Here is a 19,202-nt window from a genome sequence, read left to right on the forward strand (position 1 = left end):
TTGACGCATGGGTCGTCCGAGCGACTGGCACATACTCGACATGGATCGCGATCCGGTTCCGGGTGACGCGTCGCGGGTGAAGACGTTGTCGCGGCAGTTGCACGAGTTCGCGGACGATGTGGGCGGCGCGCTGCGGCTGGTGAAGGGGATGCAGTCGGAGGACGCGATCCTGGCGTGGGCGGGGCTGTCGGCGGACGCGTTCCGGGAGGAGTTCGGGTCGACGCCGAAGAACCTCGACAAGCTGCATACGTCGTACCGGATCGCGGCGGAGGCGCTGGAGTCGTACTGGCCGGATCTGGAGCACGCGCAGTACCAGGCGGACCGCGCCCTGGCCGACGGGCGCACGGCGCATGCCCGGCTGGTCTCCGCGCAGAGCGGTCTGAACGGTGCGCAGGACTGGGTGCACACGGCCACGTCGACCGCCGACTCGTACGATCCGGCGAAGAACCACGGTGCGACCGTCCCGCCGCCCGATTCGGACCAGGTCCGCCAGGCCACCCGCGACCTGGCCGCCGCCAAGGCCCGTCGGGCCGACGCCCAGCTTGTGGGACGTGCTCTTCGCCGTCCTGGACTGCGTCCCCATGACCAAGGGCCTGACCTCCCTCGGCAAGCTCGCCGAGCTCTACAAGGCGGGCGGCCTGCTCAAGATCGGTGCCCACGCGCTGGGTTCGGCCAAGGGCGCGCTCAAGAACATGGCATCGCTGATCCGGGACGGCGGCGAGGGTCTCCGGGCGATCACGGTCGCCTTCAAGGGCGGCGACCGGCTGCCCGGCGGCACCATTCCCTTCCGCGATCTGTCACCGAAGGCCAAGCAGTTGGTGAAGGCGCTGGAGGACGGCCACATCCAGATCCGCCCCGCCGAGGTGAATGTCACCCACCTCGCGGAACTCCAGAAATTCGCGGGTGTGGAACACGCCATCGTCCAGGGCCCCGGCGGTGAACTGCGGCTTTTCCGGGGCACGGAGATCGGCAGTTCCATTCCGAAGGACCTGCGCGGCCGGGGCTACAAGTTCACCGTCCACACCCACCCCGAGGACCGCATACCGGGGCCGCCGACCGATATCGAACGGGCCCGGGGAATGCGGAACAGTATGCAGTTCGACCTCGACAACAAGGCGAGCAGGCACGTGGAAGCCGTGGTCAGCCGCGACGGCAATGTCACGTTCTTCGACCACAACGGAATTATCGACGTGCCACAGGGGCAATATCCGCCGGGCGGTCCCATGAATGACCGCGGGTACGTGGTGAGAGTGCCTCATGTATAGTCGGCGTGAATCACCTTCAGCGACGGCATTGAGTGTGAGTACGGAGGATTCGGGCGCGATGAACGGACCCAACGCCTGCCAGTTCTGCGGACGTTATGTCCTCCAGGTGCCGGGCTGGACCACGTTCGTGAAGAGCTACCGAATGCTGCTGGCGCCCTGGGACCCCCAAGAGGTGTTCCTGGAAGGCTCCTTCCACCACTCGTGCCTGCGCACCTCCCCGTACCGGCGGGAGTTCCGCGCGGACGCGCTGCGGCAGCTCACCCAGGGCGACCACGACGTGGAGGTCGAGTTCGAGGGGCGGACCCGGCAGCAGCGCCGCCCCGGAATGGCCTTCACCGAGCAGGTGTTCTTCGGCGCGTCCGGCGAGCTGTTCCGCCATGCCAACGTCGACAGCTGGGTGTTCGTCGAGAAGGACGGCCCCTGGCATTTCCTCTCCGCCGACGACGTGCGGACGCTCGCCGCAGGGAGTCCGCTGCGGAAGTCCTCGGAAGCCGGTACGACACGGCTGCCGAGCGACCCCGGCGAATCCGTCGCCGAATGGACGCTGCCGGAACTGCTCGACTTCCTCGAAGTCCGCGACCTCTACCAGGAAGTGCTCGACCGGCTCGAACCCGAATACACCTTCTGGGAGTACAACGCCATCGCGCCGAAATACTTCCTCGACTACTCGGTGGACTGCGTCCAGCCGCTCCCCGCCGAACTGGCCGCATTCTGCGCCACCTACACGTACCGCGCCCGCAGCCTGGACTGGGAGGACGGCGACGCATGAGCGAGGACCGGCTGGCGATACCGCTCGACCTGCTGGAGGACTTCGCCACGATGCTCGGGTCGATCACCAGGCGGCTCGACGACACGAAGGCGACCCTGCGGGCCTTCGAGGACGACATGGGCGACGGCAGCGTCGCCGGCGCGCTCGACCACTTCCAGTCCAACTGGAAGGACGGCAGGGGCGACATCCACAAGCAGCTCACCGGCCTGGAGAAGATGGCGACCACCGTGGTCAGCGAGATCCGCAAGGTGGACACCGACCTGGCCAAGCAGCTCGCCGACTCCACCGAGAGCGCCCCCGGCCCGCAGCAGGGGCCCGCCCCGCACGGCACGAAGGAATAGCCGGTCATGAACGAGAGCACGCCGGAAGCCCCCGCCGCCCCGCCGGTCGGCGTCTCCCTGTCCGTACCCGAGTCGTGGTGGGAGTTCGACGTACGGCCCGAGGGCCGCGAGGAGACCGTCCGCGCGCTGATCGACGCGCGCGTCCGGGCCGTCCCCGAACTGGCCCCGTACCGCAAGGACCTGGTCGCGCTGCTGCGCCGGATGGCCCGTGACGCCCATGACGCGGGGGCGCTCTACTGCGGCTGCATGGCCGAGAACTTCGAGGGCGTCCCGCTGACCGCGATGGTCACCGTCACCGTCGTGAGCGCCACCGGCTCCCAGGGCTCCACGCTGAGCACCGACCCGCGCGTCATCGCCGAGACGCTCAGGACGATCACGCCCCGCCGCGAAGGCGACGCCTGGCGGCGGGTCACCACCGTCGAGATCCCCGAAGTCGGCCTGTGCGCCCGCACGGTGGGCGTCGAGGACGTCCCCGTCGAGCAGGGCGACACCCGCACGGTCCGGATGGCGCTCACCCAGACCTACATCCCCGTTCCCGGCCGCCCCGCCGAGATCGTCCTCGTCTCCGGCGCCAGCCCCGTCCTCGACCTCGCCGAAGCGTTCCACGACATCTTCGACGCGGTGACGAGCACCTTCCGCTTCGCGACGGCGTAGGACACGCGGCGGTACGCGGCGAGGGCGGGCGGGCCCGGCAGGGGTCCGCCCGCCCTGGTACGCGGGGGAGGCGTTCAACTCTCCTGGAGGTGCGGGCTTCGGGCGGTGTCAGCTCCCGAAGACCTGGAAGTCCCAGAGGGAGTAGCCGTAGGCCGTGGCGCGTTGGGTGCCGTACACGCGGATGTAGCGGCCGGTGCAGTTGACGTTGAGGGTCTGGAGGCCGCCGGTGCCCGCCGTGGTGCTGTAGCAACTGGTCCAGTTGGTGCCGTCGTTGGAGACCTGTATCTGGAACGCCTTGGCGTAGGCGGCCTCCCAGTTGAGCTTGACCTGGTTGACGGCGTGCGAGGCGCCGAGGTCGACGCGCAGCCACTGCGGGTCGCTGAAGGCGCTGGACCAGCGGGTGGTGGTGCTGTTGTCGACGGCGGCCGAGGCGGGGGTGCCCGCGTTCTCCGTGGAGGAGGCCGTCGCGGGCTTGTTCAGCGCCAGGTTGGTGCCGTTGGACGGCGGAGTGGTGCTGCCCGGGCCCTTGTTGTAGACGGCCACGTAGTCGATGTTCATCTGGCCGCCGCTGACGGTCGCCGCGTTGGGGCCGCCGCCGAAGGCGTCGGGGAAGCCGCCGCCCATCGCGAGGTCGTAGATGATGAAGAACGGGTGGTCCACCGCGTTGGCCCAGGTCGTGGCGTCGACCTGATTGGCGTTGACGGTGAAGTAGTTGGCGCCGTCCAGGTACCAGCGGATCTGCTCGGGCGAGACCGAGCGGTCGATCTGCACGGCGTAGGTGTGGTAGCCGGTCTGGCAGCCGGAGCAGGCGCGTTCACCGCTGCCGATGCCGGTGGACTCGTTGCACGGACCGCCGGGGTTGACGCCGCAGTGCAGAGTGCCGAACACCGAACTGCGGGAGTTGATGTCCTCCATGATGTCGACCTCGCCGGAGGTCGGCCACGTGGTGCCGGTGCGCAGCGTCGAGCCGAGCATCCAGAACGCGGGCCAGTAGCCGGCGCCGTTGGCGGTCGTCAGATTCGGCTGCTGGATCGACGACTGCATCATCACGACGCCGCCGGGAGGCGCCCCGAAGGACGACGACTGCGTCTCGATCCGGCCCGAGGTCCAGCCCGCGCGCGGGTCGCTGCCCGAGTGGAGGGCGCGCAGCACGAGATGGCCGTTGCCGTCCTGGAAGACATTGGACGTGCTGTTGGTCATCGTCTCGATCTCACCGGTGCCGAAGCTGCTGCCGGGGCCGGTGTCGTACTTCCAGTTGCCGCCGTCGACCCCGGTGCCCGAGGCGCCGTTGAAGTCGTCGCTCCAGGTGGTGGTGAAACCGGCCGGAGGGGCGGGTACGGCGGCGGGTGCGACGGCCGGGGCCGCCGCGGGGGTGGCCGCGCCGCCCGGGCTCGCCACCGCCGTCAGGCCGGCCAGGGCCAGCGCGCCGACGGCCAGTGCCGCGAGGCCGATCCGGGTGCGGGAGCGGCGCCCGCGGTGCGACGCGGCGCCGGCCGTACCGGCCCGGTCCTGAGGGTCGTGCCGGTGGTCCTGCTCTGGTGCGTGTCCGGTGGACATGCGAGATCTCCTGTCCCGACGAAGCGTTGTGGGGGGTGCGCCCGTGTGCGGAGTACGGCGTGACCGCCGCGTACCGCGTGACCGCCGTGTACGGCGGGGCCGTTGAGCGCGGCGTGACCGCTGGGTGCGGCGGGACCGCGCGTTACGGCGTAACCGTTTCCGGCGGCTCAGGGAGCGTGCGGGAGCGCTGACTGCGAGAGGCTGCCGTGTGGCATCGCGCTGCCTTCCGGCATGGCGTGCATGAGGACTCCTGACCGGGTGGGGGGCCGTGTACAGGGTGGGGCACGCTCGTGAGAGCGCTCTCTCGAACAGGTAATGGTCTATAACTCCGCCATGCGCGCGTCAAGGCGTGGGGCAGGAAAGCCGGGCAGCGCGAAGGGGCGGACCCCGCCGGGCCCGCCCCTCACATGTGCCTCACGCGTCACTCAGGCGTACGACGACCTGCGACGACGTGCCGCCGTACGAATGACGACCTGCTACGGCTTGATCTTGACGACCTGCGGGTCGTGGTCGCTCGTCTGGTTGGCGAACTCCGAGTTGATGTGCACCACGTCGTAGTCGACGTGCTTCAGGCTGGGGCTGACCAGGATGTGGTCCAGGACCTGGGAGTTGCCCTCGTACACGTAGGAGTAACGCTCGTCCTTGGGCAGGGTGTTGACCAGGTCGGTGAGGACCGTGCCGTTGCCGGTGAGGGCCTGGGCGGCGGGCGAGAACTGGTAGTCGTTCAGGTCGCCGAGGACCACGACGTTGGCGTTGCGGTCGGCCTTCTCGAGCTGCTGCACGAAGTCGTGCTCCAGGATCGCCTGGCGGTTGCGCTGCACCTCCGAGCTGCGGACCGGCGGCTGGAAGCGGCTGTCGATGCCCTGGTCGCCGCCCTTGCTGTTGAAGTGGTTCGCGATCACGAACAACTTCTCGCCGCGGAAGGTGAATTCGCCCACCAGCGGCTTGCGGCTGCTGTTCCACGCCGGGTCGGTGGGCGCGATGCGGCCGGGGGAGACGGTCAGCGCGGTCTTGGAGCCGGTGCCGGTGATGCCCACCGCGGTGGTGGAGTCGCCGCCGGGACGGTCGACGAAGCTGACACGGTCGGGGTTGAACAGGAACACCGAGCGGATGTTGCCGCCGGGCTCGCCGCCGTCCTTGTCGTTGACCGGGTCGATCGAGCGCCACTGGTAACTCGGGCCGCCCGCCGCCTTGATGGCGTCGGTCAGCTTGGTCAGCGTCTTGTCCGCGGCGACCGTGCCGTCGTCGGTGGCGCCGTTGTTGTCCTGGATCTCCTCCAGCGCCACGATGTCGGGCGAACGGAGGTTGGTGACCAGGCCCTTGGCGAGCGCGTCGAACTTCGACTGCGGGTTGCCGGGCGCCAGGTTCTCCACGTTGTACGTGGCGATGGTCGCCTGGTCCGACTTGGCCTTGTCGGTCACCTCGGGCTTGAGGCCACCGCTCTTGACCGTGCCGATCGTGCGCGCCTGGACGGCGAAGGTGCCCGCGTACTGGTTGTAGTCCAGCGGACCCGCCGTCGTACCGCGCAGCGTGTCGCCGACGTTCGCCACCGGGAACGCCTGCGTGGCGGTCGGGATGAGCGACTGCACCATCAGACGGCCGGAGTTGGGCTGGTCGTAGCCCGTGTAGAGGGTGCCGCCGCGCTTGGTCTTGTTCTGGTCCGCCTTGACCGTCACCCACAGCTCGGAGTACGGGTCGGTGGCGCCGACGACGCGGCTGTCACCGATCTGCACGTTCATGCCCTCGAGCGAGGCGAAGAGGTCGAGCGCGTACTCGTCGGGACGCAGCGGCAGGTTCTCGATCGTGCCGCCGCCGACGGCCGGGACGAACGCGTCGGGGACGCTCTTCTTGTCCAGGACGACGGGCGCGGGGAGCGCGTTGCCGTGCGAGACCACCGTGGCGGCGGCCTTGGTCAGCTCGGTCACCGGCTGGCCGCCGGCGGAGGTGCCGCCCGGGTAGTAGTCGGAGACGGTGCCCGCGAGCGAGACGCTGTCGCCGACCGCGACGGTCGGGGTGACCGAGCCGGTGAAGACGTAGATGCCCTCGCTGGTACGGGGGTTGGCGTCCGGCGTCGGGTCCTGCACCCAGTAGCCCTGCGAGGAGCCGAAGGAGCGGACGCCGATGACGATGCCGGTCACGCCGGTGACCGCCTTGCCCGCGAGCGGGGAGAGCCGGGTGTCGCCCTGGATGTCGTGGATCTTCGCCTCGACGCCGGTCGGGGGCGAGGTGGGCGGCGTGGTCGGCGGGGTGGTGGGGGGCGTCGTCGGGCCGCCGCCGTCGCCCGCGGCGCCCGGAGTGGGCGCGCCCGCGGTGAAGTCCGCCGCGTTGTCGTCGGTGTCCGTCAGGGCGGGGCGCGCCACCGAGTCGGTGTTGCTCGCCCCGGCCGCCGGGCCGTTGCCCTCGAACACCGCGGCCGTGCCGTAGCCGACCAGGTCGCGGATGGTGCCGTCGGCGGCGCAGTCCGCCTTCGTCACGCAGGTCAGCGGGTCGGTGCCGTGCACAAGGGCGACCGTTCCCGTCGTACCGGACATGTTGATGGCGCCGACCACGTTCGGCGACGGCAGCGCCGTCGTCCCGCCGGTGCCCGCGGCCTCCTGCACCAGATACCGCGCGCCCGCGCCGAGCGACCCGGTCAGCGGCGTCACCTGCCACTTGGACGTCGGCGTCGGCGCGCCCGGCAGGTACTGCACGCTGTACCCGCTCAGGTCCAGCGGAGCGCTGCCCGAGTTGGCCAGCTCGATGAAGTCGTTCGTATACGTGGCACCGGAGTTGCCGCCGCCGCCGTACACCTCGGACACCATCACATCGGCGGACGGCGTCGCGAAGGCGGTGTGCACGCCGACCGCGGCCAGCACCACCGCGCCGGCTATCCCGATCGTGACCAGCCGCTTGCGGTTCCCGGCAGTACCGGGTCTGTCAGGGCGGGGCTCTGCCCCAGAGATGTGCGACACCGGTGAGGGTCTCCTTCGTGCGGTGCGTTGAACGCGATGAATACGTCGTGTTTCCACGTCTCATGACGGCACATCACCATGAGCCGGAATGAGCGATCCGGCTCAAGATACGCGCGTAGACCCCGCCGTAGAAGGAGCCGAGAGGTTAAATCTGCGTAGTTCCCGACGACGCTTTCCCGTACCGCCGATCAGTCCCCCCGCCCAGTGCTACCGCCAGGACCGCGGCTGCGCCGACGGGCGAGAGTCGCCGCGTGCCGCTTTCCGGCCTCTTCGGCGAGGACGGCGCGCAGCTTCTCGCGCCTGCGCCCGCGGGTCTTCACCGCGTGGCAGTTCGGGCACAGGGCGACCATGTTGGCCGGGTGGTCGCGTCCGCCGAGCTGGAGGTCGACGACGTGGTCGATCTCCACTATGGCCGCGCCGCTCGGTGTCGTGTCCGCGGGCTGGCCCGTGCAGCCGGGGTTCTCGCAGAGTCCGCGGCAGCGCTCGAGGACGGCCTGACGCGCCGCGCGCGACCGGACGTAGCGCTCGGTGGTGGTGCTCACGCGGCCGGTCCCGCGCCGCTTCTCGTGGTGCTCGGCGGCGCGGCAGAGCCGGTCGTAAGCGGCCGCGAGGACAACGGGGTCGGGGGTGAAGCGTTCCGCGCCCTCGGCGACCTGGCCGTCCTGATACGGCTGACCGTCCTCATGCGGCCCGGTTCCGTACCGTTCGGTCTCGTGGGTGTCGTGGGTCTCGTCGGGCACGTCGACTTCGTCGTCATCGAGCCCGACCTCGCGCAGGAGCGGGCCGGGGTCGACGTCCTGGTAGTACGTGTCCACGAGCGTGTCGACGACGACGGCCCGCGCCTCGCCCGACCGGCGCAGCAGGTCGTACACGGCCTCGGTCAGACCGCCCGACGGCTGCTGCTCGGCGAACCAGCGCGCCAGCGTCGCATCACCGTGCGCGGGCGGTACGGCGCCCGAGTGGCCGGACAGCTCCCACAGCCCCGCGCGGTACAGCGCCGCCACCGGATAGTCGGCCCGCGCCCGCTCGCCCCGCGTCCCGCGCCGTTCGAGCAGCCCGCCCAGCTCCTCCTCGACGCGGCTCCACGGCAGCACCCGCGCGCGCCCCCGCCCCGCCCGCCCGAGCGCCCAGAGCAGCGTCATGGGCTGGTACAGCAGCGGGGCCCCTTGCGCCTTGTTCACCTTCAACCGCCCTATGCGGCGGACGAGTTCGCCGTACGCGCCCAGCAGGACGGCGTTGTCGTCGGACCCGGACCCGGCCCCGCTCGCGACTTCGGCCCCGGCTTCGGCCCCGACTTCGGCCCCGACTTCGACTTCGACTTCGACTTCGGCCTCGGCCTCGGCTTGAGCTTCGACCACCCTGTAGCCGAGCGCGCGGAGCACGCCGACGGCGGCGGCCAGCCCGCCGGAGAAGTCGGCCGGGGCGAGCGGCTGCCGGCCGGGGAGGTAGCCGTGGGCCACGCCCACGATCGCCTTGGAGTCGTACCGCTTTCCGTCGTGCAGGAGGAAGTAACGCAGCGCGGGGCGGAAGCCGTACGTCCGCAGGAACGCGTCGCGGCCGAGCCGGTCGAACTCCTCGATCGCCCGGCTGATCTCCGTACGGGTGACGTCGCTCGGTGCCATGGCGGAAGGGTAAGGGGTGTGAACGGCCACGGGCGGGCCCGGCGGGGTCAGGGTCAGGGGCGGGGCCCGGGTCAGGCGATGGTGACGGTGATGCCGGCTTCTTCGAAGGCGGCGGCGGTTTCCGGGGGGATGGCCTCGTCGGTGATGAGGGTGTCGATGGTTTCGAGGCCGCAGACGCGGGCGAAGGCGCGGCGGCCGATTTTGGAGGAGTCGGCGGCGATGACGACGCGTTGGGCGCGTTCGGCGAGGAGGCGGTTGATGCTGGCCTCGTCCTCGTGATGGGCGTAGACGCCCTGGGCGGGGTCGAGGGCGTCGATGCCGAGGACGGCGATGTCGAGGATGATCTCCTGGAGGACGCCGCGGGCGAGGGGGCCGGTGAGTTCGTAGGACTGGGGGCGGGCGACGCCGCCGGTGACGACGATCTTGATCTGGGGCCGGATGACGAGCTCGTTGGCGATGTTGAGGGCGTTGGTGACGACGGTGAGGGCGGGCTGGCGGGTGCCGTCCGCGGTGACGTCGCCGCGCAGGGCCAGCGCGCGGGCGACCTCGGTGGTGGTCGTGCCGCCGGTGAGGCCGACGACGTCGCCGAGGGCGACGAGGGAGGCGGCCGTCCTGCCGATGCGCTGCTTCTGGGAGGCGTGCCTGGCCGTCTTGTAGCGCAGCGGCAGCTCGTACGAGACGCCGTGCGCGACGGCCCCGCCGCGGGTGCGGGTGAGCATCTGCTGCTCGGCGAGCTGGTCCAGGTCGCGGCGGATGGTGGCGGTGGAGACGTCGAGCGTGGTCGCGACCTCCTCCACCTCCACGCGGCCGTGCTCGGCCAGCAGATCCAGCAGTGCGGTCCACCGGGCGTCCCTGGACACAGGCGTTCTCCTCCGTGACGTGATCGTCCTCGGCTTGATCGTGCGTGTTTGGCCGGTTCGGCTTGACCGTGCGCGGCTGATCGGGCTCGGCTCGACCGGTTCGGCGTGATCGTGCGCGCACCAGCGTGGCACACGCGCGCGGACCCCACGGCCGTGCGGACTGCGCGCACCAGGAATGCTTGAAAGTGTTCGATTGTGCGGAGTAAGGTGCAAATACAAGCATCCTCGCGCAAGCACCGTCGGGAGAACCCATGCCTCTTGCAGCCGCCCGCGCGCTGATCACCGCCGCAGCGGTCGAGCACCGCGCCATCGCGGCCTTCGACGCGATCACCCTCGAACACGTACAAGCCGTCGTCGAAGGCGCGGAGTCGGTCGGCTCCCCGGTGATCATCCAGGTCAGCGAGAGCGTGGTGCAGTACTACGACGGGCGCCTGCTGCCGCTCGCCCGCGCCGCCGCGGAGACCGCGCGGGCCGCCGCCGTACCGGTCGCACTGCATCTGGACCGGGTGCGCAGGACGGCGCTCCTCGCCCAGGCCGCGCACTGCGGCTTCAGCTCGATCATGTACGACGCGGCGCGCCTGCCGTACGCGGAGAACGTGGCGGTGACGCGCGACGCCGCGCAGTGGGCGCACGAGCAGAATCTGTGGATCGAGGCCGACGCGGCGGCCGTCCCCGCGGGCGCCGCGACCGGTCCCGAGCCGGGCGGCGGCCCGGCCGCGGCCCGCGCCTTCGTCGCCGCGACGGGAGTCGACGCCCTGACCGTCCCGCTCGGCGCGCGCCCGGACCGCCGACTGCTGGCCCGGCTGCGTACCGCCCTCGACGTCCCCCTCGTCCTGCGCGACACGGCGGGCGCCACCGCCGGTGAACTCGGCCTCGCCGCCGCCGAGGGGATCAGCAAGGTCACTGTCGGAACCGGGCTCGACATCGCCATGACCGGCGCCGTCCGCGCCCGCCTCGCCGTGGACGACATCACCGACCCCCGCGTCTATCTCCGCGAGGGGCGGCGTGCCATGACCGCGACCGTCGCCGGGTTCATCCGGGCGCTGGACAGCCGCCTTCCGGCGGGGGCGTAAGGGGACATGAGGCTTCCGGCGGGGGCGTAAGGGGGCATGAGGCTTCGGGCGGGGCGTAAGGAGTGCGTGAGGCTTCGGGCGGGGGCGTGACGCTTCGGGCGGTCTGGGGCGCTGAGAGCGGCGGCGGGAACCGTTACGGCAGCAGCCGCAGTCCGGCGACGAGGACACCGGCCAGGCGCCGCGCGTCGTACGCCGGATCGCTGTCCGCCCCGATGCAGAGATTCCCGACCCCCCGCATGAGCACCCGCGCCTCGACGTCCGAGCGGATCTCGCCGGTGGCGACGGCGGCGTCGAGCAGCCGGGTGCACACGGGCACGAGCCGGTCGAGGAAGTACGCGTGCAGCGCGTCGAACCCGGCCTCGTCGGAGTGCAGCACGCCCGCCAGCCCGTGCTTGGTGACCAGGAAGTCCACGAAGAGGTCGATCCACTGCCCGAGGGCGGCGTACGGGGACGGGTCGGCCGCCAGCAGCGCGGGACCGGCCTCGGCGCAGGCGTCGACCTGGTGCCGGTAGACGGCGATGATGAGGTCGGCGCGGGTCGGGAAGTGCCGGTAGATCGTGCCGGTGCCGACGCCCGCCTCGGCGGCGATGTCCCGTACCGGCGCCTCGACGCCTGACGTCACGAAGACGGCCGCCGCCGCGTCGAGCAGGGCCTCCTTGTTGCGCCGGGCGTCCGCCCGCTTGGGCCGGGGGGCCGCGCCCGCGCCGCCTGCCGCGCCGCCCCTGCCGTCCGCGCCGCCCCCCATGTCCGGGCCGCCCCCCGCGCCCGCGCCGCCTTCTCCGTCGTTCACCGCACCGTCCTCCGTCCCACGTCCCCGGCAGTCGCGCTTGCTATCCGGAACGTCGTTCCGTATCGTCGTTTGTGGCGGAACAATGTTCCGTTTATCTCATGATGCCAGAGCACGGAGGAATCCACTCATGCAGTACCGCACTTTGGGCCGTACCGGCGTGCAGGTCAGCACCCTCGCGCTGGGCGCGATGAACTTCGGCGCGATCGGCCGCACCACGCAGGACGAGGCCACCGCCATCGTGGACGCCGCCCTCGAAGCCGGGATCAACGTCATCGACACCGCCGACATGTACGGGCACGGCGACTCGGAGGAGATGGTCGGCAAGGCCATCGCCGGGCGCCGCGACGACATCGTGCTGGCCACCAAGGCGACCATGCCGATGGACGACGAGCGCAACCACCGGGGCAGCTCGCGCCGTTGGCTGGTCACCGAACTGGACAACAGCCTGCGCCGCCTCGGCGTCGACCACGTGGACCTCTACCAGATGCACCGCTGGGACCCGCGCACCAGCGACGAGGAGACGCTGTCGGCCCTCACCGACCTCCAACGCGCGGGAAAGATCCGCTACTTCGGCTCCTCGACCTTCCCCGCGTACCGCATCGTGCAGGCGCAGTGGGCCGCCCGCGAGCAGCACCTGGCCCGCTACGTCACCGAGCAGCCCAGCTACTCGATCCTCCAGCGCGGCATCGAGACCCATGTCCTGCCGGTGACGGAGGAGTACGGGCTCGGCGTGCTCGCCTGGAGCCCGCTGGCCTCCGGCTGGCTGTCGGGCGCGGTCCGCGAGGGCCGCGACATCACCACCAACCGCTCCGCCCACCTCCCGGAGCGCTTCGACCTGACCGTCCCGTCCAACCGGGCCAGGCTCGACGCCGTCGAGCGGATCGCCCGCGTCGCCGACGACGCCGGTCTGACGATGATCCAGCTCGCGCTCGGCTTCGTCACCGCGCACCCCGCCGTGACCAGCGCGATCATCGGCCCCCGCACCCTGGACCACCTGCACTCGCAGCTCGCCGCCGCCGACACCGTGCTCTCCGCCGACGTCCTGGACGCCCTCGACGCCATCGTCCCGCCCGGCACCGACCTCGCCCCCCAGGAGAAGTTCGACACCCCGCCCGCCCTCCTCGACCCCTCCCTCCGCCGCCGCTGACTCAGCGGGCCGCGGCGGGAACGCGCACCGTATCGCGGGGGCCAGACCCGTGCGGCGGGGGTATCGACGGTCGTCGACGTGTGCGCGGTGCTCTTTGTCACGGGGCCGGCTGCGACCGGTCCCCGTACTCCTCGCCGGCGCGGTTCATGCCCGGCGCGTGTCTCACGCGGCGGCGCTGTCGAGGGCGCGCAGTCGGCTGCCGAGGTTCTCGAACTCCCTTCTGCGGTCTGCGCGGTTCCTCTGGCCGCCGGAGACGTACGGTGCCGCGACGGCCATCAGCTCCGCGGCCTGCTCGGCCCACCTGTCGCGGTCCGCCCTATCGTCCGGTATCGCGTACTCCGCCGAGGTCAGGAAGCAGTTCGCCAGGCTCAGCGCCATGACGAACCCGGTCGCCCGCTCGCCCGCGTACTCCAGCAGTCGGTCCACCTCGTCGGTGTTGGCCCGGATCTCCGCTGCGTACGTCCGGGCGGCCGCCAGGTGCTCGCGCGAGCGCTGCGGGTCGTCAAGGTCCCGGGCCAGCGAGACGTGCCCGCGCATCGCTACCTGGAGGACGTTGCGCAGGGAGGTGAACGCGGTGCCCAACTCGTTCATCCGGCGGCGGACCGGGATCACCTCGTTGTCGTACAGCTCCAGGCCCTCTTCGCGCATCTCGACGTTCGAGCCCGCCCCGACGAGGAAGGCGCAGTAGTTGTGCAGCCGCACGTAGTAGCGCGGGCTGCCGTTCTCGAAGAAGCAGGTGAGCAGTTCGATGCAGTCGTCCCAGAGCGGGATGAGCTCTCTCGTGATCTGCTCCGCGTCGGGAAGCCCGGTGACGTGAGCCTCATACTGCGCCTTGCGCAACTGGTTCACGCCGACCAGCAGGTCGTCGAGGCGGGTGGCGAGGTATCCGCCGTCCACGCTGCCCCCGCTGACCCGGCCCATCAGCGTCTTCGCCAGCGCGACGCCCTCGCGCAGCCACCCCGCACGCCGGGTGACGATCTGCGGGTGTGACGGGTCCTCGTCCTGCGCGGCGGGGAACTGCACGAGATCGGCCAGCGCGTGCAGCCGCTCCAACAGGAACTCGGGGGAGTCCGCGCCGAACAGTTCGCGGACCCGGTCGGCGAACTGTTCCAGCATGCGGGCCCGTACGTGCCGGGTCGACTCGTCCCGGTCCTCGAAGAGCGCCAGCGTCGCCGTCACCAGGCCCTGTCGCACGGTCAGGGCGGCCTTGACGTCGAGATCGGGACCGGACGGGGTCTCCTCGATCACGGACTGGAGCAAGCTGAGCTTGTCCGCCATCCGGGCGGGGGTCTCCTGTGGTGGCAGCTCGACGTGGGGGAGCACCGCCTGCGCGAAGCGCCGCACCCGTACCTCGGTGTGCAGATGGAGCTCAGCCCTGCGGCCCTTCTTGTTGTCCACGATGCGCACCGCGGCGTCGTCCGTGACCGCGGAGAGGTCGAAGAGCGTGGCCTGCGCCATGCCCACGACGGTGCGGCGCAAGCGGTCGCGGGCGCTCCCGCCCGGCAGCGGCTCGTTCATGCCGACCTCGTTCGACTCCCTGGGGCGCAGGCGCGCGCACAGGACCGTCGCCAACTTCTCCACGAGGTCCAGACCGAGCGGCGCGTGATCGGCGTCGTACCGCGCCCGGATCGGACCGTACTCGTGGGAGGCGAGGCTCCGCACGCCCTCGCTCCGGACCGGGGCGTCCAGGGCGCCCAACGCGTGCTGCACGCCCTGCGCCTGGAGCGCGGCGACAAGCAGGATCGGCTCCGAGCGGAAGACTTCGAGCAGGCTGTACGCGAAGGCGCCGATGAGCAGGTGCGGGTCCTCGACGGGAATCTCGTCGAGCGCCCGACCGAGGGCTTCGGTGACCGGCGCCAGCAGCACATTGGTGCCGATGAGGACGAACGCGGCCTTGGTGTCGGGGCCGTAGCGCGACGCCGTGGCGTTGGCGATCGGAGTGTGCCCCGCCTTGGTCACCTCGCTGTCCGGCAGTCCGCGGTCGGTGTGGTCCCCCAGTTCGGACGGCTTCGCGGGGCGCGGGGCGCCGCGCATGATCTCGGCGAGCGTCACCTGCGCGTAGTCGCAGCACCAGGAATGCATGCCGCCCGGGGCGCCGTCCCAGGCGACTCCGAAGAGCGGTCCCACCTTGCGGGCGAGCCGGGCCGGCATCTGCCGGCCCCGACTCTCCGGGATGGGGGGGATCTGGGCTTTGAGGATCACTGGCCGTCTCTCCTCTAATCGCAGGTCAGTGCACGTCACGAGAGTACTGGCTTGTAGCGATCTGTAAACCCCAGATAACTTTTGCTCTTGAAGTAGAGAATATTCACAAACAGAGTTGACTCTGGTTAGACAAGAAGAGACGCTTCATGTCGATGGACTTGCGAGGGTGCACAGGGCGTCCCTCCCGTCCGTCGCACCGCTTCGCGGTGCCTGCCAAGCCCACGGGAGGCCCCAGATGTCCCCTCGCCTCAACGGCCGTACCAAGCCCGCACCCCTGCCCAAGCCCCGGCGCTATGCGATCCACCTGCGCCTGGTGGACCGGCACCATGCCAACCGCGACGCGAAGGCCGGACTGCCCGCGCTCGGCGAGAGCGGCGTCGGCGGCACCCCGACGCCCGAGTTCCTCGGTCGCGGAGCCGCCGCTGGTCAGCAGGCCGAATGGATCCTCTGCCTCAGGGAGACCGCCGAGGACCGGGGCCGGGCGCTGGTCCTCCGGGCCCGCGTACAGGAGGCCGAACGGCTCGCCGCCGAGGCCGAAGCAGCCGTCGCCGAGTCGGCCGGCCCCCTGAGCGAGGAAGAGCAGAACCGGCGGCGCGGCGGCGAGCACAAGACCGCCGAGGCGGTGGTGCGCGCCCGCCGGGCGCGCGAATGGTCGCGCCGGCTCGCCGACCTGCGCTCCGCCGCCGAACAGGCCGCCGGGCGTGCTGCCGCACTGACCGTCGAACTGCACACGGTCGAGGCCCGTATCGCGGTGCGGCAGGAAGCCGCCGCGGCACGCGCGGTCTACCTGCACGAGCAGGCCATGCGCCGTGTCATGGCCTACGACCGGCAGTTGGTCCGGCGACACGCGGACGGTGCCCGGATCAACGGTGAGGCCAAGTACGGCGGTCCCGAGCTGCCCGCCTGGGTTGCGGGCCACCGTCCCGAACTCGGCTGAATTCCGCCGGACTCGTGAACGGCCGTTCCCTATACGGCCCAACCACCGACGGACCCGTGAACACCCGCCCCGAGAGGACCCTCCGTGGACCTTCCCTTTCTCCGCCGTAAGACCAAGCGCCCGCCCGAACAGCCCGAGCCGACGTTTTCGACCGTGGTCGACGGCGACCCGAGCTGGACCATTCCGGCGCTCTACCGGATGGCGCCACCGGCCGATCTCGGCACCGCCGAGGAGACCGTGCGCCAACTCGTCGGCGAACTCGCTCCCAACGCCATCGACGCCGGTACGGGCACCGCGCTGGACAACCTCATCGACGCCTGGACGGTCCAGTGGGTCACCCGGCTCGAATCCGAGCACAAGCTCCGCGAGGCGGTCTGCGACCACCTGATCGGCGTGGCCGCCGAGGAGCTCTCGGACGCGCAGACGGCACTCGACCACGCCAAGGACGACCTCAGCCGGGCCGAGAGCGACCTGAGCGCGTTCCGTGCCCGTCTCTCCCCGCCCGCCACTGTGAGCGTGTCGCCCGCCGGGCCTGCCGAGGCCGCGTCGCCCGCTGAACCCACCCCGCCCCCGCAAGGAGGACCGACCCCATGAGCAGAACCGTCCCGCCCGGTCACATGCCGTTCGCCGACCCTGATCTGGTCGTCGGCAGAACCAGGCACTACTACCCCTACCTCGCGCTGGTGCTGGCGGTGGGGGCAGACGGGATCGCCTTCTACCAAGTCGTCGGCCTGTTGGTGAACGAGGCCGGGTGGATGATCATTCCGCTTGTCCTCGGGTTCACCGGCCTGGCGCTGGCTGTGAGCCACCAGGTGGGTGTACTCGCCCGCAGGTTCGTGGAGCGGTCCACGCCGGCCGTGGGCGCTCTCGCGGTGGTGCTGACGATGGTCTGGCTGTTCATGGGCGCCGTGTGCTTCTTCGTCCGCGCCACCAACACGCCCGCCACGTCGGGGGGCAGCGGGCTCGAGACCCTCGGTCTCCCGAGCACCGCGGGGGCGCCCGCCGACGACTTGACCGGCAGCGCCAATCTCGGCACGGCCCTGCTGTTCCTCGGCCTCTACCTGGCCGGCGGCCTGCTGGCGGCGGTCACGGCGTACCTCGCCCACAATCCGCTGGCCACGGCGTACCGAATGGCCCTGGCACACCGTGCGGCCGCCCGGCAGGAGGTGCAGCGGCTGACGCCACGCCATGTCCGTGCCGTCCACCGCCACCAGCAGGAGCTGGCCGAGCGCGAGCGCGACCACCGGCGCTGGGAGGTGGCTACCGGGCAATGCCTCGGCTGGGCCGACGACCTGAAGCACTACGCCCGGTTCCTGATGGCCGTGCACATCGCTGACCCGGCGGCCACCGACGGACTCACCGACTCAGGGGACCGGCTCGTCCCCGGCGGTTGGAAGGGCCCCGACCTGCGCGCCGCCGATCGGCCCGACGGACCGGGGGAGTCCGACGAGCCCGATGCGGAGAACGGCCAAGGGGCGGCGGCGTGAGCCCGCAGCCGCGCCCGTTCCCGATGCGGCCGCCCGCTCCCCGGCCCGAGTTCTGCCCCCACTGCGCTCGTCGTCTGCTGCCGTGTCCGGACTGCTCGAACTGCCGTCTGGGCCTGCGCTGCCCGTCGTGCGGCCGGCACTGGACCAGCCCCTGACGTCTGCGCAGCGTCCCGCCACTTCCCGCTCGTCATCCGGTCGCCCGGACGCCTCCGGGCGGCCGGGCTCATTGAACCTGGCCCCGCGCCGTCGATCGATTCGAACTCCTGGAGCACACACCATGGCATCACCGAGATTACGATCCCTTCTCCGCGGACTCACCGCTCTCTGCCTGCTGGGTGCCGTGGCGCTTGCGGCATCCGGCTGCGGTCACCCGGCCAAGAACAGCGCGTCGGAGCAGCGGGAGCAGGCCGCCGCGTGCGCCACCGGCCGAGGCCGCGTCGCCCTCGTCCTCGGCGCCCGAGCCAACACACCCGCGCCCCGGCTGACACCCGCCGCGCTCTCACTGGTGGATACCGCGATCGACGGGGGTCAGCTGATCTCCGTGGTCGGAGTGGACGGCGCACCCGACGTGGAATTCCGCGGGGCCTTCGAGGACACGGGCAAGAACGGTTCCCGCAGCGCCAAAGACCACGACACATTCGTGAAGTCGCTGACGAACACGATCCACCGCATGAAAGCCGGCCGTCCCGAGGCCGACCTGCTCGCGGCGCTGGCCGAGGCCGCGGGGAACGTCGGTCCGGGCGGCACGGTCGTGGTGGCCGACTCCGGGCTTCAGACTGTCGCGCCACTGGACTTCCGCCGTGACGGCGTGCTGGACGCCCAGGCCACCGATGTCGCCGACTTCCTGAAGAGGCAGGGCTCGCTCCCGCAGCTCACCGGTATCTCCGTCCTCTTCAGCGGCGTCGGCGACACGGCGCCGCCGCAGGCCAGACTGCCGCTCCCGGAGCACAAGAACCTCGTCGCCATATGGAAGGCGATCGCCGTCGAGGCGGGGGCCGAGTGCGTCGCGGCCGACCCCGTGCCGGCGACGGGTGCCGCCGTACCGCACACCCCCGCCGTGTCCGTCGTCACGGTGCGTCCCCTGGAAACGTATCCGCCCTCCTGCGGGAACCACGTGCTGCGGAACAGCGGCAGTGTCGGATTCCTGCCCGACACGTCGGTACTGCGCGACCGGCCTGCTGCCGCCGCCGCCCTGAGGGAACTCGCCGACTGGGCCGTGGCCCACCACGCGAAGATCCGGCTCATCGGTACGACGGCGTCCGCGGGAACGGCCGATGGCCGTAGGCGACTGTCCCTCGACCGCGCAACAGCGGTCCGCGACGTCCTCGTCTCGCTCGGTGTGCCCGCCCACGACATCACGCTGCGGGGAGTCGGCACGCGGTGGCCGGGCCACGTCCAAGACCTCGACAGCGAAGGCCGGTTGCTGCCCGGCCCCGCCGAACGCAACCGCTCCGTCGTCCTGGACCTCGTCTGCTGAACCGTCCGGGCGCGCGCTCGGACATGACCGCCCGTCCGGGCGCGCGCTCGTCGGCAGCCGACCGCCCCAC

16 protein-coding genes and 1 pseudogene are annotated in these 19,202 nt (G+C 71.2%); 11 read left to right on the top strand and 6 right to left on the bottom strand.

What is annotated here, in order from left to right; translation table 11 throughout:
* Positions 1–40: 40 nt before the first annotated feature.
* The 5 genes and pseudogenes from ACIO6U_RS26150 to ACIO6U_RS26170 form a co-directional block, all read left to right on the top strand.
* Positions 41–526: pseudogene (locus tag ACIO6U_RS26150) on the top strand (putative T7SS-secreted protein); the annotation flags it as partial.
* Positions 527–551: 25 nt separating this feature from the next.
* Complete coding sequence (locus ACIO6U_RS26155) at positions 552–1,265, top strand: hypothetical protein (protein ID WP_391161510.1); 714 nt, start codon at positions 552–554, stop codon at positions 1,263–1,265.
* A 58-nt stretch (positions 1,266–1,323) separates the two neighbouring features.
* Positions 1,324–2,034, top strand: a complete 711-nt coding sequence (locus ACIO6U_RS26160; protein ID WP_355349311.1) for a hypothetical protein — start codon at positions 1,324–1,326, stop codon at positions 2,032–2,034.
* On the top strand, positions 2,031–2,375 hold the full coding sequence (locus tag ACIO6U_RS26165) for a hypothetical protein (protein WP_401722792.1): 345 nt from the start codon (positions 2,031–2,033) through the stop codon (positions 2,373–2,375). Before ACIO6U_RS26160 ends, ACIO6U_RS26165 begins: the two co-directional genes overlap by 4 nt.
* A 6-nt stretch (positions 2,376–2,381) precedes the next feature.
* Positions 2,382–3,029, top strand: coding sequence for a hypothetical protein (locus ACIO6U_RS26170; RefSeq protein ID WP_391044687.1), 648 nt, complete (start codon positions 2,382–2,384; stop codon positions 3,027–3,029).
* Between the two features lie 108 nt (positions 3,030–3,137).
* Here ACIO6U_RS26170 and ACIO6U_RS26175 read toward each other — a convergent pair whose 3' ends face one another.
* From ACIO6U_RS26175 to ACIO6U_RS26190, 4 genes are all read right to left on the bottom strand, one after another.
* Positions 3,138–4,586: a discoidin domain-containing protein gene (locus ACIO6U_RS26175; protein ID WP_401722795.1), complete on the bottom strand. Its 1,449-nt coding sequence runs from the start codon at positions 4,584–4,586 to the stop codon at positions 3,138–3,140.
* Between the two features lie 476 nt (positions 4,587–5,062).
* Positions 5,063–7,471: an endonuclease/exonuclease/phosphatase family protein gene (locus ACIO6U_RS26180; protein ID WP_391161736.1), complete on the bottom strand. Its 2,409-nt coding sequence runs from the start codon at positions 7,469–7,471 to the stop codon at positions 5,063–5,065.
* Between the two features lie 254 nt (positions 7,472–7,725).
* A complete protein-coding gene (locus tag ACIO6U_RS26185) occupies positions 7,726–9,159 on the bottom strand; it encodes an HNH endonuclease (RefSeq protein ID WP_401722798.1) in 1,434 nt (477 codons plus the stop codon).
* A gap of 71 nt (positions 9,160–9,230) precedes the next feature.
* Complete coding sequence (locus ACIO6U_RS26190; RefSeq protein WP_188283080.1) at positions 9,231–10,019, bottom strand: DeoR/GlpR family DNA-binding transcription regulator; 789 nt, start codon at positions 10,017–10,019, stop codon at positions 9,231–9,233.
* 251 nt (positions 10,020–10,270) lie between these two features.
* On the opposite strand from ACIO6U_RS26190, the gene ACIO6U_RS26195 reads away from it, so the two are divergent.
* Positions 10,271–11,092: a class II fructose-bisphosphate aldolase gene (locus tag ACIO6U_RS26195; protein ID WP_401722801.1), complete on the top strand. Its 822-nt coding sequence runs from the start codon at positions 10,271–10,273 to the stop codon at positions 11,090–11,092.
* 133 nt (positions 11,093–11,225) lie between these two features.
* On the opposite strand, the gene ACIO6U_RS26200 is transcribed toward ACIO6U_RS26195, so the two are convergent.
* Positions 11,226–11,837 carry a TetR/AcrR family transcriptional regulator gene (locus tag ACIO6U_RS26200; protein ID WP_401723103.1) on the bottom strand — a complete coding sequence of 204 codons (612 nt, stop codon included), beginning with the start codon at positions 11,835–11,837 and terminating at the stop codon, positions 11,226–11,228.
* A 172-nt stretch (positions 11,838–12,009) separates the two neighbouring features.
* Between ACIO6U_RS26200 and ACIO6U_RS26205 the strand changes: the two genes are divergently transcribed.
* Complete coding sequence (locus ACIO6U_RS26205) at positions 12,010–13,029, top strand: aldo/keto reductase (protein ID WP_391044700.1); 1,020 nt, start codon at positions 12,010–12,012, stop codon at positions 13,027–13,029.
* A 162-nt stretch (positions 13,030–13,191) separates the two neighbouring features.
* Here ACIO6U_RS26205 and ACIO6U_RS26210 read toward each other — a convergent pair whose 3' ends face one another.
* Positions 13,192–15,231, bottom strand: a complete 2,040-nt coding sequence (locus ACIO6U_RS26210; protein WP_401722804.1) for a hypothetical protein — start codon at positions 15,229–15,231, stop codon at positions 13,192–13,194.
* Positions 15,232–15,466: 235 nt separating this feature from the next.
* Here ACIO6U_RS26210 and ACIO6U_RS26215 point away from each other — a divergent pair, with 235 nt between their 5' ends.
* From ACIO6U_RS26215 to ACIO6U_RS26230, 4 genes are all read left to right on the top strand, one after another.
* A complete protein-coding gene (locus ACIO6U_RS26215) occupies positions 15,467–16,168 on the top strand; it encodes a hypothetical protein (protein ID WP_355349334.1) in 702 nt (233 codons plus the stop codon).
* Between the two features lie 84 nt (positions 16,169–16,252).
* On the top strand, positions 16,253–16,762 hold the full coding sequence (locus ACIO6U_RS26220; protein WP_391044707.1) for a hypothetical protein: 510 nt from the start codon (positions 16,253–16,255) through the stop codon (positions 16,760–16,762).
* On the top strand, positions 16,759–17,655 hold the full coding sequence (locus ACIO6U_RS26225) for a hypothetical protein (RefSeq protein WP_355349340.1): 897 nt from the start codon (positions 16,759–16,761) through the stop codon (positions 17,653–17,655). Before ACIO6U_RS26220 ends, ACIO6U_RS26225 begins: the two co-directional genes overlap by 4 nt.
* A gap of 340 nt (positions 17,656–17,995) precedes the next feature.
* Positions 17,996–19,132, top strand: a complete 1,137-nt coding sequence (locus tag ACIO6U_RS26230) for an OmpA family protein (protein ID WP_401306229.1) — start codon at positions 17,996–17,998, stop codon at positions 19,130–19,132.
* Positions 19,133–19,202 lie beyond the last annotated feature (70 nt).

Source organism: Streptomyces sp. NPDC087422 (genome assembly GCF_044744145.1).
In the GTDB taxonomy this organism is placed as follows: domain Bacteria; phylum Actinomycetota; class Actinomycetes; order Streptomycetales; family Streptomycetaceae; genus Actinacidiphila.

Excerpts from the sequence above, each read along its gene's own strand:
- ACIO6U_RS26160 (WP_355349311.1), top strand. The coding sequence starts at position 1,324 with ATGAACGGACCCAACGCCTGCCAGTTCTGCGGACGTTATGTCCTCCAG.
- ACIO6U_RS26165 (WP_401722792.1), top strand. The coding sequence starts at position 2,031 with ATGAGCGAGGACCGGCTGGCGATACCGCTCGACCTGCTGGAGGACTTC.
- ACIO6U_RS26170 (WP_391044687.1), top strand. The coding sequence starts at position 2,382 with ATGAACGAGAGCACGCCGGAAGCCCCCGCCGCCCCGCCGGTCGGCGTC.
- ACIO6U_RS26175 (WP_401722795.1), bottom strand. The coding sequence starts at position 4,586 with ATGTCCACCGGACACGCACCAGAGCAGGACCACCGGCACGACCCTCAG.
- ACIO6U_RS26185 (WP_401722798.1), bottom strand. The coding sequence starts at position 9,159 with ATGGCACCGAGCGACGTCACCCGTACGGAGATCAGCCGGGCGATCGAG.
- ACIO6U_RS26195 (WP_401722801.1), top strand. The coding sequence starts at position 10,271 with ATGCCTCTTGCAGCCGCCCGCGCGCTGATCACCGCCGCAGCGGTCGAG.
- ACIO6U_RS26200 (WP_401723103.1), bottom strand. The coding sequence starts at position 11,837 with ATGGGGGGCGGCGCGGACGGCAGGGGCGGCGCGGCAGGCGGCGCGGGC.
- ACIO6U_RS26205 (WP_391044700.1), top strand. The coding sequence starts at position 12,010 with ATGCAGTACCGCACTTTGGGCCGTACCGGCGTGCAGGTCAGCACCCTC.
- ACIO6U_RS26215 (WP_355349334.1), top strand. The coding sequence starts at position 15,467 with ATGTCCCCTCGCCTCAACGGCCGTACCAAGCCCGCACCCCTGCCCAAG.
- ACIO6U_RS26225 (WP_355349340.1), top strand. The coding sequence starts at position 16,759 with ATGAGCAGAACCGTCCCGCCCGGTCACATGCCGTTCGCCGACCCTGAT.